Origin of the sequence: Luteococcus peritonei (assembly GCF_039526385.1) — a bacterium.
Classification (GTDB): domain Bacteria; phylum Actinomycetota; class Actinomycetes; order Propionibacteriales; family Propionibacteriaceae; genus Luteococcus; species Luteococcus peritonei.
In genome coordinates this window covers 106371-121549 of record NZ_BAAAIX010000009.1, presented here as the reverse complement: position 1 = coordinate 121549, position 15179 = coordinate 106371, and the positions used below count along the sequence as shown (strand labels likewise).

At 71.3% G+C, this 15179-nt stretch carries 14 protein-coding genes; 6 read left to right on the top strand and 8 right to left on the bottom strand.

Annotated elements, in window-relative coordinates:
• The first annotated feature begins 8 nt into the window (after positions 1 to 8).
• Positions 9 to 797, top strand: a complete 789-nt coding sequence (gene modA / locus ABD073_RS04400; protein ID WP_343872624.1) for a molybdate ABC transporter substrate-binding protein — start codon at positions 9 to 11, stop codon at positions 795 to 797.
• Positions 794 to 1615: a molybdate ABC transporter permease subunit gene (modB, locus tag ABD073_RS04395; RefSeq protein WP_343872623.1), complete on the top strand. Its 822-nt coding sequence runs from the start codon at positions 794 to 796 to the stop codon at positions 1613 to 1615. The genes modA and modB overlap by 4 nt, the downstream gene beginning before the upstream one ends.
• 23 nt (positions 1616 to 1638) lie before the next feature.
• Here modB and ABD073_RS04390 read toward each other — a convergent pair whose 3' ends face one another.
• The 6 genes from ABD073_RS04390 to ABD073_RS04365 all read right to left on the bottom strand — a co-directional run bounded on the left by ABD073_RS04390 (position 1639) and on the right by ABD073_RS04365 (position 8393).
• Positions 1639 to 2250, bottom strand: coding sequence for a response regulator transcription factor (locus ABD073_RS04390; RefSeq protein ID WP_343872622.1), 612 nt, complete (start codon positions 2248 to 2250; stop codon positions 1639 to 1641).
• Positions 2247 to 3374 carry a sensor histidine kinase gene (locus ABD073_RS04385; protein ID WP_343872621.1) on the bottom strand — a complete coding sequence of 376 codons (1128 nt, stop codon included), beginning with the start codon at positions 3372 to 3374 and terminating at the stop codon, positions 2247 to 2249. Before ABD073_RS04385 ends, ABD073_RS04390 begins: the two co-directional genes overlap by 4 nt.
• A 20-nt stretch (positions 3375 to 3394) precedes the next feature.
• Positions 3395 to 4222 carry an ABC transporter permease gene (locus ABD073_RS04380; protein WP_343872618.1) on the bottom strand — a complete coding sequence of 276 codons (828 nt, stop codon included), beginning with the start codon at positions 4220 to 4222 and terminating at the stop codon, positions 3395 to 3397.
• 28 nt (positions 4223 to 4250) lie between these two features.
• The gene (locus ABD073_RS04375; protein WP_343872616.1) at positions 4251 to 5198 is read right to left on the bottom strand and encodes an ABC transporter ATP-binding protein; all 948 of its coding nucleotides are present in this window, start codon (positions 5196 to 5198) and stop codon (positions 4251 to 4253) included.
• Between the two features lie 105 nt (positions 5199 to 5303).
• Positions 5304 to 5987: a hypothetical protein gene (locus ABD073_RS04370; RefSeq protein WP_343872615.1), complete on the bottom strand. Its 684-nt coding sequence runs from the start codon at positions 5985 to 5987 to the stop codon at positions 5304 to 5306.
• A gap of 246 nt (positions 5988 to 6233) precedes the next feature.
• Positions 6234 to 8393, bottom strand: a complete 2160-nt coding sequence (locus ABD073_RS04365) for an ArnT family glycosyltransferase (protein WP_343872614.1) — start codon at positions 8391 to 8393, stop codon at positions 6234 to 6236.
• 437 nt (positions 8394 to 8830) lie between these two features.
• On the opposite strand from ABD073_RS04365, the gene ABD073_RS04360 reads away from it, so the two are divergent.
• The 3 genes from ABD073_RS04360 to ABD073_RS04350 are packed head-to-tail and all read left to right on the top strand — an operon-like array spanning position 8831 to position 11266.
• A complete protein-coding gene (locus ABD073_RS04360; RefSeq protein WP_343872613.1) occupies positions 8831 to 9316 on the top strand; it encodes an SRPBCC family protein in 486 nt (161 codons plus the stop codon).
• Positions 9313 to 10725, top strand: coding sequence for an MFS transporter (locus ABD073_RS04355; protein WP_343872612.1), 1413 nt, complete (start codon positions 9313 to 9315; stop codon positions 10723 to 10725). The genes ABD073_RS04360 and ABD073_RS04355 overlap by 4 nt, the downstream gene beginning before the upstream one ends.
• Positions 10726 to 10735: 10 nt before the next feature.
• On the top strand, positions 10736 to 11266 hold the full coding sequence (locus ABD073_RS04350; RefSeq protein WP_343872611.1) for a universal stress protein: 531 nt from the start codon (positions 10736 to 10738) through the stop codon (positions 11264 to 11266).
• 739 nt (positions 11267 to 12005) lie between these two features.
• Here ABD073_RS04350 and ABD073_RS04345 read toward each other — a convergent pair.
• Positions 12006 to 12311, bottom strand: coding sequence for a hypothetical protein (locus ABD073_RS04345; RefSeq protein WP_343872610.1), 306 nt, complete (start codon positions 12309 to 12311; stop codon positions 12006 to 12008).
• 98 nt (positions 12312 to 12409) lie between these two features.
• Here ABD073_RS04345 and ABD073_RS04340 point away from each other — a divergent pair, with 98 nt between their 5' ends.
• Entirely contained in the window at positions 12410 to 13084 is a 675-nt protein-coding gene (locus ABD073_RS04340) for a GNAT family N-acetyltransferase (RefSeq protein ID WP_343872609.1), read from the top strand.
• A gap of 252 nt (positions 13085 to 13336) precedes the next feature.
• Here ABD073_RS04340 and ptsP read toward each other — a convergent pair whose 3' ends face one another.
• The gene (ptsP, locus tag ABD073_RS04335) at positions 13337 to 14995 is read right to left on the bottom strand and encodes a phosphoenolpyruvate--protein phosphotransferase (RefSeq protein WP_343872608.1); all 1659 of its coding nucleotides are present in this window, start codon (positions 14993 to 14995) and stop codon (positions 13337 to 13339) included.
• Positions 14996 to 15179 lie beyond the last annotated feature (184 nt).

Below are 15179 nucleotides of genomic sequence, written 5' to 3'. Positions count from 1 at the left end.
GACGGCCCATGGACAAGCCGATCCGCCCCGCCGCCCTGCTCGCCGCCGCTGCCCTGGGGCTGGCCGCCTGCTCCGGCACCGCCTCCACCGGCAGCAGCGCCAGCGCTGGCGCCAGCAAGGCCGGCAGCGACACGATCACCGTGCTGGCCGCGGCCAGCCTGAAGGAGAGCTTCGACCAGATCGCCACCGACTACGAGGCCGCCCATCCCGGCGTCGACGTCCAGGTCTCCTACGGCGGCTCCTCGGCCCTGGCCAAGCAGATCACCGACGGCTCCCCCGTCGACGTCTTCGCCAGCGCCTCCACCAGGAACATGGACACCGTGGTGGCGGCCGGCAAGGCCAAGGACCCGGTCACCTTCGCCAGCAATGTGCTCGAGATCGCGGTGCCGCCGGCCAACCCGGGCAAGGTGGACGCCCTGGCCGACCTCACCGACCCTGAGCTGAAGCTGGCCCTGTGCCAGGCCGAGGTGCCCTGCGGTGTCGCGAGCACCAAGCTCTTCACCCAGCAGAAGATGAGCGTCACGGCCACCACCCAGGAGCCGGACGTGAAGTCGGTGCTGACCAAGGTGAGGCTCGGCGAGGTGGACGCCGGCCTGGTCTACGCCACCGACGTGAAGGCCGCCGGAGACCAGGTCAAGGGCATCGAGATCCCCGCCGACCAGAATGTCTCCACCAGCTACCCGATCGCCGTGCTCACCGACGCCCCGCGGGCCGAGCAGGCCAAGGGCTTCGTGGACCTGGTGCTCTCCGAGCAGGGACGCTCCGTGCTGGAGCAGGCCGGTTTCCAGCGTCCGTGAGCCCACGCCCCCATTCCGCCGCCAGCCGCCCCCTGGGCCTGCTGGCGCTGCTGGCCACCCTGCTGCTGGCCGTCCCGCTGGGCAGCCTGCTGCTGCGGGCGCCCTGGCGACGGATGGGTGAGCTGCTGGCCGGTCCCACGGTGGGCCCGGCACTGGGGCTCTCCCTGCTCTGCGCGACGACGGCCACCCTGATCTCTTTGCTGCTGGGCGTGCCACTGGCCTGGTGGCTGGCCCAGGGCCATGGGCGCGCGGCCGGTCGGCTGGCCGCCGCGGTGCGGGCCCTGGTCACCCTGCCGCTGGTGCTGCCACCCGTCGTGGGCGGCGTGGCCCTGCTGCTCGCCTTCGGCCGGATGGGCGTGGTGGGCAGCAGGCTGGACGTGTGGTTCGGCATCACCCTGCCGTTCACCACGACGGCCGTGGTGCTCAGCCAGGTCTTCGTCGCGATGCCCTTCCTGGTGGTGAGCCTGGAGGGTGCGCTGGCCAACCGGGACCCGGCGCTGGAGGAGGCCGCGGAGACCATGGGCGCCTCCTCCTGGCAGGTCTTCCGGCACGTCACCCTGCCGCTGGCGGCACCGGCCGTACTGGCCGGGACGGTGCTGTGCTGGGCCCGGGCGCTGGGCGAGTTCGGCGCCACCATCACCTTCGCCGGCAACTTCCCGGGCCGCACCCAGACCATGCCGCTGGCGGTCTACCTGGCCATGCAGAACGATCCCGACGCCGCCGTGGCGCTCTCGGTGGTGCTGCTCGCGGTCTGCGCTGTGGTGCTGCTGGCCCTGCGGGGACGCTGGGTCTCCAGCCTGGGCCGGCTTCGGGGTTGACCACGCCAGGAAGGCCGCGCCGATCAGGCGACGACCCAGCCCCGTTCCGCCGCGATGTGCACCGCCTCGGCGCGGGTGGCCGCGCCGGTCTTGGCCATGGCCTGGCTCAGGTGGTTGCGCACCGTGCCCTCACTCAGGTGCACCCGTCGGGCCACCTCCGCCACGGTGGCGCCATCGGCGGCTGCCTGCAGCACCTCGGTCTCCCGGGCGGTCAGCGGGGAGTCCCCGAAGACGAGCGAGTCGGCGGCCAGGGCAGGGTCCACGACGCGCAGCCCGGCGTGCACCCGTCGCACGGCCTCAGCCAGCTCGTCGCTGGGGGTGTCCTTGACGATGAAGCCGTGCGCCCCCGAGGACATCGCCCGCTTCAGGAAGCCAGGGCGCCCGTAGGTGGTCACGATCAGCACCCTGGTGCGGGGCAGCTCACGCAGCAGCTGGGCGGCGGCGGCCAGCCCGTCCATGCCGGGCATGTCGACGTCCATCAGGACCACATCGGGGCGGTGCGCCTGAGCCGCGGCGAGCACCTCGTCGCCTCGACCCACCTGGGCCACGACGTCGATGTCGCCCTCCAGCGTGAGCAGTGCTGCGAGCGCACCGCGCACCAGGCCCTGGTCGTCGGCCAGCATCACCGTGATCATGCGTCCACCCTCGCCACTCGTAGTTCGGCGCCGCGACCGCCGATGCCGGCGGCCAGGTCCACCCGACAGCCGGCCGCCGCGGCCCGCTGCCGCAGCCCTTCCAGCCCGTGCCCGTCGGTGGGCCCGGAGATGCCGCGGCCGTCGTCGGCAACACTGATCCACCCCGCGCCGAGTTCCACCCGGCAGTGGCGCGCCTCGGCGTGGCGGACCACATTGGTGACGGCCTCACGCAGGCTCCAGGCGAACAGTTCGCGCAGGTCCAGCTCCACCTGGTCAACACTGGTCGGCAGCTCTGCCTTCACCCCCGCACTGCCCAAGGTCTTCGCGGCCCGCGCGATCTCGCCGGCCAGCGACATCTCCCGGTAGTTGTTCACCGTCGCCCGGACGTCGGCCAGCGCGGAGCGGGAGAGTGACTGCACCTCGGCCAGCTCCTGCTTGGCGGCCTGCGGGTCGGCATCCACCAGCCGGGCCGCCAGGTCCGCCTTCAGGGTGATGACGGTGAGCGAGTGGCCCAGGATGTCGTGCAGGTCACGCGCCATCCGGTTGCGCTCCTCACTGATCTCCAGCTGGCGGGCGTGCTCGGTCATCGCCCGCGCCTCACGACCACGCTGGGAGGCGATCCGGCCGAAACCTGCACCGGCCATGGCACCCAGGGTGCCCAGGGCCATGCCGTGCGCCTCGCTCCACCCGGCATCCAGCGGGTCGGCCAGGAAGACGGCGGCGGCCAGTACCAGGTTCACCGGAAGCGCCACGTGCCAGTCGTACATCAGCGCCAGGGCCACCGCGACGAAGGGCACCAGCTGGAGATGGGCGGCCTCCCGGGTCACCTGCCAGCTCACGAAGCCCGCCACCAAGCAGGCCGCCAGGGCCAGCAGGGCAGCCGGGTGAGTGGTGGTGCGGCCTGCGTGCAGCTGGGAGGTGACCCACATGGTGAGCACCACGGTCAGGACGGTGCCGGCCAGAACGAGCCCTCCGGCGAGCCAGTGGTCTGTGCCGCCGTGCTGTGCATCGCGCCAGGCCAGCGGCGCGATGTTGATGCCCCACAGCAGTGGCCAGCCCACCCGGAAGGCCCGCCGGATGCGGCCCACCGCCGGCGAGGTCTCGACGGCGGTGGACTGGCTCATGGAGCTGATCGTAGGTGGCATCAGACGCGATCGGTGTCGCGGGCCATCAGCCAGGCCGCACCGCCGACGAAGATGACGAACCAGGCCGCCACATTCGCCACGGCGAGCCACGTGAACTGGCCATCGCCGAAGGGGCTCATGGCCAGCCGCCGCAGACCCCACATCGGGGTGAAGCGGGCCACATGGCCCCAGAAGGAGTCATCGCTCATCGGCGTGAACAGGCCACCGAGGAAGCAGAAGGCGGTCATGCCCAGCGAGACCAGCTGCATCGCGTTGTCGGTGGGCATCAGGTAGCCGACGAACAGACCGAAGGCGGCGAACACGGCAGCACCCAGCCAGACCACCAGCATGGCGGGCAGGATGACCTGCAGCGGGGTGCCGTCGTGGCGAGCGATGCCGCAGCCGGTGACGGCGAGCACGCCCGCCAGGCCACCGGCCATGCCGGCGAGGGTCTTCGCGACGACATAGGCGACCGGGCTCAGCGGGGTCAGACGCAGCTGGCGGCTCCACCCCACAGCGCGCTCCAGCCCGACGGCTGCGCCCACGGTGGCGGTGCAGGCACCAGCGCCCCAGAGGCCCATGCTCACCATCAGCAGGCCGCCGACGGTGCCACGGCCCACCTTCTCCGAGGCATCGAGGCCCTGCGTGATCATCAGGTACATCAGCGTGGGCAGCGCGATGGTGACGAACAGGGAACGGCGGTTGCGCAGCAGGCGGCGCACCTCGAGGCCCAGCAGGGTGCGGTTCAGGCCGCCCCAGGCGGGTCGGGGACGCCCGGCCAGGATCTCCTCTCGAGTGGTGGGTGCGGGGGTGACGACGGGTGCTGCGGGAAGGGTGAGGCTGCTCATGACTGGCTCCTGACAGGTGAAGGGTGGCTCATCGGGTGCCGGCGAGGGCGTTCTCGCCGGGGGTGCTCGAGGCAGTGGCCTGGTCTGCGGTGAGGGCGACGAAGGCGTCCTCCAGGCCGCGGGTGGTGATCTCGACGTCGCGGGCCAGGCCCTGCCCGATCAGGGCGTGGGCGATCGGGTCGGTCTGGTCTGCCACCAGGCTGAGGGTGGCTCCCACCAGCTGCACGTCGTGGGCACCCAGCGGCTCCACCAGCGCGCGCACCTGCTCCAGCGGCGCCAGCAGCCGGGCCCGCAGGGTGCGGCCGGAGACCATGGCGCGGATCTGGGCGGCGGTGCCGTCGGCGACCACCTGGCCGTGGCGCAGCAGGACGATCCGGTCGGCGAAGTCGTCGGCCTCTTCCAGGTAGTGGGTGGCGAAGAGCACGGTGCGGCCCTGGGCGGCGTCGGCGTGGATCGTCTCCCAGAAGGCGCGACGGCCCTCGACATCCATGCCGGTGGTGGGCTCGTCGAGGATCAGCAGCTCGGGATCGCTGACCAGGGCCATGGCGAAGCAGAGGCGCTGCTGTTGCCCGCCGGAGCACTTCTTGACGATCCGGCCGGCGATGTCGGCGATGCCCGCGCGACGCAGCGCCTCGTCGACGTCGGTGGAGTGCACGAACAGGCTGGCCGTGAGCTCGACCGTCTCGCGCACCGTGATGTCGGGCAGCAGGCCGCCGGTCTGGACCACCGCGGAGACCAGGCCGTGGGCGACGGCCTGCTGCGGTGCCATGCCAAAGACCTCGACGCTGCCGCTGGTGGGACGGCCGAGGCCGAGGACCATGTCGATGATGGTGGTCTTGCCGGCGCCGTTGGGGCCCAGGAAGGCCACCACCTCGCCAGGCTCGATGGTGAGGTCGATGCCGCGCACCGCCTCGACGGCGCCGAAGCTACGGGTGACGCCCTGCAGGTTGAGGGCGGGGATCGGGTGGTTGCTCATGGCTCAACCCTCCCGTCGGGAGGCTGCGGGCTCCCGGGCCGAACCTCACGTTCTGGCCATGACAAATCTCATGGCTCTGTGCGACCGCTGACGCGGCCCCAAGGGTCAGCGGGCAGGGTGCTGCAGGCGCTCGTCGGGGCGGATGGCCTCGGCCTGCGGGGACGAGCCGGCCACGGAGCGACGCTGGGCGAGCCGGGCCGCGGCCAGGCCGAACAGACCCGATCCCAGCGTCTCGGCGATCTCCTCGACGGTCATCATCTCGGTGTAGCCACGGCTGACGTGGCGCTCGCCGTTCCACTCCAGGATCTCCAGGGTCTGCGCCAGCACCCAGCAGCAGCCGCCGAGCAGCAGCGCCAGGGCGGCGGGCCGGGCGAGCTGCCAGAGCCTCGCCACCAGGTAGAGCGAGCCCAGACCTGCCAGCAGGATCAGCGGGGCATAGGCCACCAGCCACTTCACGCGCAGCAGGTGACCCACCTGCTCGTGGATGCCCAGCAGCTCGTCGAGGGCCATGAAGAGCAGGAAGCCGGACAGGACCAGGCCGGCCAGACGCACACCCGTGGCATGCACCCGGGCGGCGCGCCACCACAGCAGGCCGGCACCGACCAGCGTGAGGAAGCTGAGCAGGGCCGGGATCGGGATGGTCCACTGCGAGGGGCCGCCCGCCAAGGAGAGCTCACGGTCCAGGCTGAGGATGCGGCCGCCTGTGCCGGTGAGGTGGTAGACCGCCTGGCAGGCCGCGGTCAGGCCCACCGCCAGCGCCACCCAACGTGCCCAACGTGCCGCCGTCATGCCTGCTCCCCCGAATTCGTCCATCACAAGAGGATCGCCCATTGTTCACCGACTGGTCACCACGCCGTTGTTGACCGTGACCCAGCACCGGCCGGCAAAACCTGCCCTGACTAGGATCTGGCGTGTTTGCTGTTCGCTCGCAGGGGAAAGCCCCCGGCCCCGATGCACAGCAGATCCCAAGCCGTCACGACGCGAGCGGACCGGCCCGCAGGGGTCGGTCCGCTCGTCGGGTGTGCGGTCCAGGGATCAGCTGTTCAGCACGTAGACCGTGGTGCCACCGATGGTGGTGGCCTCGTAGTTCGCCTGCACCCAGGCGGTGATCTCGCTGGCCGAGCCGTTGCCGCCCTGGCCACCACCCATGCCGCCGCCGGCGATGAAGTAGGTGATCTCGCCGTTGGCCACGTAGGTCTTGAACTGCTCCATGGTGACGTTCTCGTCGGTACCGCTCCAGCCGCCGATCGACATCACGGCGGTGTCGGAGTCCAGGATGTAGCCGGCGGCCGTCTGGTCACCGATCACCGCTGCGGACCAGGTGCTGCTGGTGGCATTGAGCGCCTCGATCAGCTCGCTGTTGCTCGACGAGCCCATGCCGCCCATCCCGCCGTCCTGTCCGTCCTGGCCGGAGCCGTTCTGGGAGGAGGTGGACTGGTCTGCCGCCTGCTGGGCCTCGGCCGTGCCGGGCTGCACCGTGGGGGTGGTCCCGGTCTGGCTGGTGCCGGTCTGGCCGGTGCCGGACTGGGCGGTGCCCTGCGCGGCAGTTCCCTGCGGGGCGCCGTCGCCGCTGGGCGGGGTGCCCATCTGGCCGCGTCCGCCACCCATGCCACCGGTGCTGGCCGAGGCCGGGCCGGAGGCGGGCATCGAGCCGGTGTGGCCGGTGCTGATCGTCGCGGCCGTCCAGGCAACCGACGGGGCGGCGGCAGCCAGGCTGCCCACCAGCAGCGCGCCGACGGCCACGCTGCGGACCCAGCGCGTCTTCTGGTCCAGCACACTGAGGCCGACGAAGACCATCGGGGCGGCGACGCCGAGCACCAGCGCGCTCCAGCGGATCCAGGAGTGCCAGCCGGCCGCGTAGTGGCCCAGCTGCCAGAAGCCCCAGCCGGCGGTGACCGAGACGGCCAGGCCCAGCACGGTGCGCCAGACGATGCTGCCGCTGCGCTCCCACATCTCCCGACCGCCCACCGCGATGGTGGCGGCGAGGCCGGGGACCAGGGCGATGGCGTAGTAGGAGTGCACGGTGCCCTCCATCAGGCTCAGCACCAGGCCGGTGGACAGCACCCAGCCGCCCCACAGGACCAGCGAGGCACGCACCCGGTCGGTGCGCGGCGCGCGGCCGCGGGCCACCAGGCCGGCCACCAGCAGGAGCAGGGCGGCAGGCATGAACCAGCTCACCTCGGTGCCGAACTGGCTGTTGAACATCCGCAGCAGGCCGGCGGTGCCACCGAAGCCGCCGCCACCACCGCCGCCACCGTTGCCGCTGCCACCCAGGATCCGGCCCAGACCGTTGTAGCCCAGCGCCAGCTCCCACTCGGAGTTGTTGGTGGAGCCACCGATCCAGGGACGGGCGGAGGCGGGCCACAGCTCCACCAGCACGACGAACCAGCCGGCCGAGACGACCATCGAGACCAGCGCGGCCAGCAGGTGGCCGATCCGGGCCTTCCAGCTGCGCGGGGCGGCCACCAGGTAGGCCAGCACGAAGCCGGGCAGCACGAGCATGCCCTGCAGCATCTTGGTGAGGAAGGCGAAGCCGATCGCCGCACCAGCGGCCACCATCCAGCCCAGCGCACTGCGGCCGCGGCTGGTCTCGATGGCGCGGACCACGCAGTAGGCGGCACCGGCCATCAGCAGGGTGAGCATGGCGTCGGGATTGTCGAAGCGGAACATCAGGGCCGCGACGGGGGTGGCCACCACCAGCGCACCGGCCACCAGCCCGGCCAGGTGGCCGTGCCAGCGTCGCACCGCGGCAGCCACCAGGGCCACCGTGCCGACGCCCATCAGGGCCTGCGGCAGCAGCAGCGAGAAGGAGGAGAAGCCGAACAGCCGGGCACTCAGCCCCATCACCCACAGCGCGGCCGGGGGCTTGTCCACGGTGATGGCATTGGCGGAGTCCAGCGAGCCGAACAGCCAGGCCGTCCAGCTCTGCGTCGAGGACTTCACCGCCGCGGCGTAGAAGTCGTTGGCGTAGCCGGAGGCGGTCAGGTTCCACAGGTAGGTGACCGCGGCGACGAGCAGCAGCCCCCACAGGGCCGGGCGGGCCCAGGCGGGGTCGGTCTCGGAACCGGCGAAGAGCCGGACCACGGGATTGCGGCGCCTCGTCGTGGGGGCGGCGGCCGGAGCCGAGGGTTCCACCTCGGGGGCCGTCCGCGCGACACCCGGGGTGGCGAGCGCGAGGGCGGGGGTCTGGGACATGGGAAGCCTTTCGGGTTCAGGTACTGCTCCACACTCGCCAGCGGGTCTATGCATCTGCTGTGAGCCTGCACTGGGCCGTCTGTGCATCCCCCGAGGCCGGGATCGGCGCTCGCGACGAGGGGCAGTCGTCGCCACCACGCGCCGCTCGCGGATCCTCGCCGCTGTGCCCCCCCACCAGGGTCTGGCCGCCCACGCTCCAGTCTCGGCCGATGGTCCCGGCCCCGACCCCGTTTCCGTCGCCTCGACCCCTCAACAACCGGGTCGGAGTGCAGGCAGCGGGGTCGGAGCGCAGTGAGCAGGGTCGGAGTCGGGGAGTGCGGAATATCTCACTGCCCAAAAGGGGGTAACTCCCTGAGACGCCTTACCAGCAGAAGGTTCCGCGGTGAAGCATGTCCCCCACGGGTGCGATGTAGCACCCCGGCCAACAGGGGGAAGTGATGACAGCGAACATGATCGTCGTGGTGGAACGGGAGTTCCCCTATGACCGCGAGGACGTCTTCGACGCGTGGACCGCGCCGGAGCAGATGAGCCAGTGGCGCGGCTCGCCGGGCTGGCACGTGGACACCGAGACCGTCACCAGCGACCTGCGCGCCGGTGGCCGCCACCACCACGACAAGGTCCGCGAGTCCGACGGCCTGGTGGTGAGCACCGATGCGGTCTTCACCGAGTTCTTCCGGCCCGACGTCTTCGTGGCCCAGCAGCGGATCAGCGGCGACGAGGCGATCGACGCCGGTGCCCAGATGGAGCTGCGCGTCGAGTTCACCAAGCTGGGCCGCGGCACCCTGGTGCGCATCATCCAGGGCCCCTATGACCCCGAGATCGCCACCGAGCACGCTACCGGCTGGGAGGCCGAGCTGGACCGCCTCGAGACCTGGCTGCAGGCCCATGGCCGCCGCATCGAGCAGAAGGGAGCCCGTCGATGAGCGACGTCTCCGCCACCCCCACCGGGGGCCTGGCCAGCAACCCCACCGTGGTGCGCACCAAGTCGCTGATGACCATGAAGCAGATCCTGCTCATGAACCTCGGCTTCTTCGGCATCCAGTACTCCTTCGGCATGCAGCAGACGGCCATGACGCCGCTGTACTCCATGCTCGGCGCCAATCCCGAGGAGCTGCCGCTGCTCAACCTGGCCGGCCCCATCACCGGCCTGTTCATCCAGCCGCTGATCGGCGCGCTCAGCGACCGCACCTGGGTGGAGAAGGGCTTCTTCCGCGGCCGTCGTCGCCCCTTCTTCCTGATCGGTGCCATCGGCTGCTCGGTCTGCCTGTTCCTGTTCCCCTTCGTCTGGGCGGTCTGGATGGCGGCCCTGCTGCTGTGGCTGCTGGACGCCAGCAACAACACCGCGATGGAGCCCTACCGCGCCTTCATCGCCGACAAGCTGCCGCCCTCGCAGCTGGGCAAGGGCTTCCTGGCGCAGTCCTTCTTCACCGGCCTGGGCATCACCTTGGCCAACCTGTCGATCAGCCTCTTCCAGGCGCTCTTCGGCCTGGGCACCGGCATCGGCATCCCGAAGTGGGCCTTCGGCGCCTTCATGCTCGGCTCGGTCTGCTCCCTGGTCAGCGTGCTGATCAGCGTCACCAGCACCCCGGAGAACGAGCCCAGTGCCGCCGAGATGGCCGATCTCAAGGCCAAGAAGGCCCAGGGCGGCGGCGCCGGTGCCTTCGTCCGCGAGATCTGGGAGGCCATCGTCGACATGCCCACGGCCATGAAGATCCTGGCCGGTGTCTACTTCTTCCAGTGGTACGCGATGAACTGCTACTGGCAGTACATCTCGCTGGCGATCGCCAAGGTGCTCTACGGCACCCAGGACCTCACCTCGCACGGCGGCCAGCTGGCCGTGGCCCAGACCGGCCGGGTGAACGCCACCTACAACATCGTCACCTTCTGCGTGGCCTTTGGCCTGGTGGCGCTGGCCAAGAAGCTGGGCGCCAAGTGGGTGCACGCCATCTGCCTGTGGTGCGCGACGGCCGGCCTGTTGGTCTTCCCGCACATGAACAGCCAGGTGATGCAGATGGTGGCCATCGTCGGCCTGGGTGTGGCCTGGGCCTCCATCATGGGCGTGCCCTACATCATGATCGTGCGCATGGTGCCCTCCACCCGCTACGGCGTCTACATGGGCATCGTCAACATGATGATCGTGATCCCGATGCTGATCCAGACGCTGACCTTCGGCTGGGTCTACAAGCACCTGCTGGGCGACAACCCGGTCAACGCTCTCACCTTCGCCGCGGCCTTCCTGGCCATCGCCGGCCTGGTGATGCTGATGATCAAGGAGCCGCCGATCGTCAAGGACGTCGAGGACGTCACCGCCGTACCGATGGGAGCGCACTGAGATGGCGACGATGAACGGATACCGCACGATCGTGGTGGGCACCGACGGGTCGGCCCTGGCCGAGCCGACGGTGGCCCGCGCCGCCTGGCTCGCGGCCGAGGAGGATGCCGACCTGGTGGTGGTCTGCGCCTGGTCGAGCCTGTCGCGGCGCCAGGAGGCCCGCAACACCAACACTCTGGGTGGCGACACCTCCTTCGGGCAGGTCAAGGGTCACGTGGCCGCCACCGAGGCGGTCCGGCAGGGCGTCGAGGTGGCCCGTCAGGTGGGTGCGCGCGTGAAGGCCGCCCTGCTGGTGGACGGTGAGCCGGCAGCGGCCCTGCTGCAGGTGGCCGGGCAGCACCAGGCCGACCTGATCGTGGTGGGCGCCATCCAGGATGTCTCGATCGCCGACCGGCTGCTGGGCACGGTGGCCACCGACGTGGTCAAGCGCGCCACCTGCGAGGTGCTGATCGTGCGCCCGCAGATGCCGGTCACCGAGCTGGAGGTACCGGAGGACGTGGTGGAGACGCCGCTGCCGCCCGAGCAGGTGCCGCTCGACTGAGCACGCGCAGCCGGTGCAGGACTGCGCCGGGTGCAGTACAGGAGCAGGGGTCGGACCGTCGGGTCCGGCCCCTGTTCTGCACATCTCCGTGCACTCCGACCCCGCTCTGTGCGCTCCGATCCGGTAGTTGAGGGGTCGAGGCGTCGTGAAGGGGGTCCAGGCGCCGTGAAGGGGGTCGGAGCAGCGGGAACGGGGTCGGGGCATCGTGAAGGGGGTCGGGGCGTCGTGAAGGCGGTCGGGCGTGAGAAGTGGGGCCGACGCTTCTACCCGTCCTACGTCACCACGCCGAACCCGTCCGCGGCGCGTCGCGACCCCGCTGGGTGCGCTCCGACCCCGTTCCCTTCGCTCCGACCCGGTTGTTGAGGGGTCGAGGCGGCGGCAACGGGGTCGGGGCGGGTACTGCCCTGGGCGGACGTCGGCTCGTGTGGAGAAGGGCGAGGGCGAGTCGGTGCGGATCAGCGGTGACCAATTCGTGCTGGCGACCGCTTCCTTGTACTCCGACCCCGCTCCCGGCGCTCCGACCCCGCTCCCGGCGCTCCGACCCCGCTCTCTGCGCTCCGACCCCGCTCTCTGCGCTCCGACCCCGCTCTCTGCGCTCTGACCCGGTTGTTGAGGGGTCGGGGCGTCGTGAAGGGGATCGGGGCGTCGTGAAGAGGGGTCGAGGCGGGCGACGGCGGGGTCGGGCGGGAGACGGCGGGGTCGGGCGGGGCGACGGCAAATCCCGCCCACGACGGCGAGCTCAGAGCAGCTGGTCGCCCAGCCGCTCGGGCTCGTCGTCGATGAAGCCGTCGTCGGGCACCGGCTGGGTTGCCAGCGAGGTGGCCAGCGGGTTGCCGTCGGCGTCCGGGCCGGGATCATTCGCCAGCCGGGCCACCACCACGTCCAGGGTGGTGTCGGCACGCCCCCCGGCCACGGTGTACTCCTCCTCGGCACCCAGGTAGCGGATCCGCACGGTGCCGTCCTCGGCGATCCGGGCGTCGACATCGCCGGTGATGGCGCCGACCTGGTTGGTCAGCACGCCGCCGGGCGGGGTGGTGAACTGCATGGGGCACTCCTCGCGCTGCTGGTCAGGGCCTGTGCTGCGACCCTACTGCGCCCCGGACGGGCTCGCCGTAGGGTGGGGCGACGCAGCAAGGAGCAGCCATGAGCGAATTCTTCGAGGCCTTCAACCCGGCAGGCCGCCATGCCCGCGAGCAGAAGGACCTGGACAAGGTGCTGGTGGTGCAGATGAAGCGCGGCGGCACCGGACCGCGCCCGCTGGACCTGGACTCCGGGCGGATCGTGCTGGTGAGGCCGGGCGAGGCGGTGGCCGAGGCCGGGCCGGTGGTGCGCCTGGCCCGTCCGGCTGATCTGCCCCGGGCCGGGTCGGTGGCGGTGCGCTCCTACCTCGATGCCTCTGAGCTCTCGCACACCGACCCCTACCTCGACGTGCTGCGCGATGCCGCCGGCCGCGCCGAGCAGGCCGTGGTGCTGGTGGCCGTGGAGCCGGATGCGAAGGGGCGCGAGCAGGTGCTCGGCACCGTGACCTGGTGCCCGCCCGGTTCGCCGCTGCACGAGGTGGCCACCGACGACGAGGGGGAGTTCCGGATGCTCGCGGTCGATCCCCGCGCCCAAGGACGTGGCGTGGGCCGGCTGCTCGTGGAGGCCGTGCTGGAGCTGGCCCGCCAGGCCGGGTTGGGCGCCGTCGTGCTCTCCAGCGCCGACTGGATGACCTCGGCCCACCACCTCTACCGATCGCTGGGTTTCCAGCGCCTGCCCGAGCGTGACTGGCGCCCGCGCGAGGACATCGCGCTGCAGGTCTTCCGCCGCGCACTCTGAGCCCCGCAGCCGACGAGACGCGCGGCCCGCCGGGCTCGCCGCCTCGAGACCGGCCGCCTGCAGGAGTGTGGCGATCGTCCAACCCTGAAATCCGCCCCCTCGATCCCGGAATTCGCCCGAGATCGCCGCTCCAGCCGATCGACGGCGCGACTTTCAGGGTTGGGGCTGGGCCACCTCCGGGTTGGGCCTCCAGACCCGGACATGACGACGGCGCCCCGGGAATCCCCGGGGCGCCGTCGTCGATGCGTCAGGTCAGCCGAGCTGGGCGCGGGCGATGTCACGCGCCTCCTGGGTGCTGCGCGCGGCCAGGACGGCCTCGGCAGCGGCCTTGCACTGCTCGGTGGTGACACGGGCCAGCTGGGCACCCACGGCCGGGATGGCGGCGACGGCCATGGACAGCGAGGTGACGCCCAGGCCCACCAGCACGCAGGCCAGGTGGGGATCGGCGGCGGCCTCGCCGCAGACGCCCACCGGCTTTCCGGCGCGCTGGCCGGCGGCGGCGGTCATGCCGATCAGCGAGAGCACGGCCGGCTGCCACGGGTCGGTCAGCGAGGCGAGCTGAGGGCTCATCCGGTCGGCGGCCATCGTGTACTGGGTCAGGTCGTTGGTGCCGATGCTCAGGAACTCGACGTGCTCCAGGAACTTGTCGGCCTGCACGGCGACGGCGGGGATCTCCACCATGATGCCGGGCTTCAGGCCGCGGGTGCGGCACTGCTCGGCGAAGTCCTTGGCCTCGTCGATGGTGGCCACCATCGGCGCCATCACCCAGGTGGCCTTGCCGTCGCTGGCCGCCTTGATGGCGTCGAGCTGGTTGGTGAGCAGGCTGGGCTGGCCGGTGGCCAGGCGCAGGCCGCGCACGCCGAGGGCGGGGTTCTCCTCCTCGTCGAAGTTGGCGAACTTCAGCGGCTTGTCGCTGCCGGCGTCCAGGGTGCGCACCACGACCTTCTTGCCCGGGAAGGCGCCGATCACCTCGCGGTAGATGCGGGCCTGCTCCTTGATGCTGGGCTCGGTCTCCGCGCTCAGGAAGCACAGCTCGGTGCGGAACAGGCCGATGCCCTGGGCCTGGCTGGCGGCGGCGCGTCCGGCGCCGGCCCCGTCCTGCACGTTGGCCAGCACGTCCACCGGGGTGCCGTCGGCCAGCTGGGCCGGGCCGCGCCAGCTGCGGATCGCCTCACGACGCTCGAAGTCCGCCTTGACCAGGGCCTCCGCGTCCACCGCGTCCATGCCGGTGGTCAGGGTGCCGGCGGCACCGTCGATCAGCAGCTCGGTGCCGGCCGCGATGTGCTGCAGACCGCTGACCGCCACGATGCAGGGGATGCCCAGCTGGCGGCTGATGATGGCGGTGTGGCTCGTGGGGCCGCCGAGCTCGGTCACCAGACCGATGACCAGGGTGGGGTCCAGACCGGCGGTGTCGGCGGGGGCGAGGTCGTCGGCCAGCAGGATGGAGGGGCGCTCGGGGGTGGGCACGCCGGGCTCGGGCTTGCCAAGCAGCTCGGCGATCACGCGGTCACGGATGTCCTTGAGGTCGGTGGTGCGCTCGGCCATCAGGCCGCCGATCTTCTCGAACATCACCACGAACTCGTCGGTGGCGCGGGCCACGGCCAGGTGGCTGGGCATGCCGGTCTTGATCTTCTTGATGATCGCCTTGTGCCAGCCCTTGTCGCTGGCCATGGAGGCATTGGCCTCGAGCACGTTGGCGGCGACACCGGTGGCGTGCGAGGCGCGCTGGGACAGGCGGCTGCTGACGGCCGCCGCGGCGGCCTGGAAGCGGCCGGCCTCGGCCTCGCGGCCCTCCTCGGCGATGTTCGGGCTGTGCTCGGGCAGCTGGGGGCGGGGAGCCGTCCAGATCGCGGGAGCGTGGGCGACGCCCGGGACGACCCCGGTGCCGCGCAGTTCGGTGGTGGTGCTCATCTGTGAACCCTTCGTCGTGCGTCCGCCGGGCGGACCCCCCAGGCCGACACCTGCGCGTCGGCGATCTTGGGGACCACTGTAGAACACGGGCCCATCCCACGGACGGACAACCCTCTTGCGAGACCCCACACAAGGAGGTATGGTTCAAACACAAACAGACACTTTTCATTGTTGAGTTGTGTTT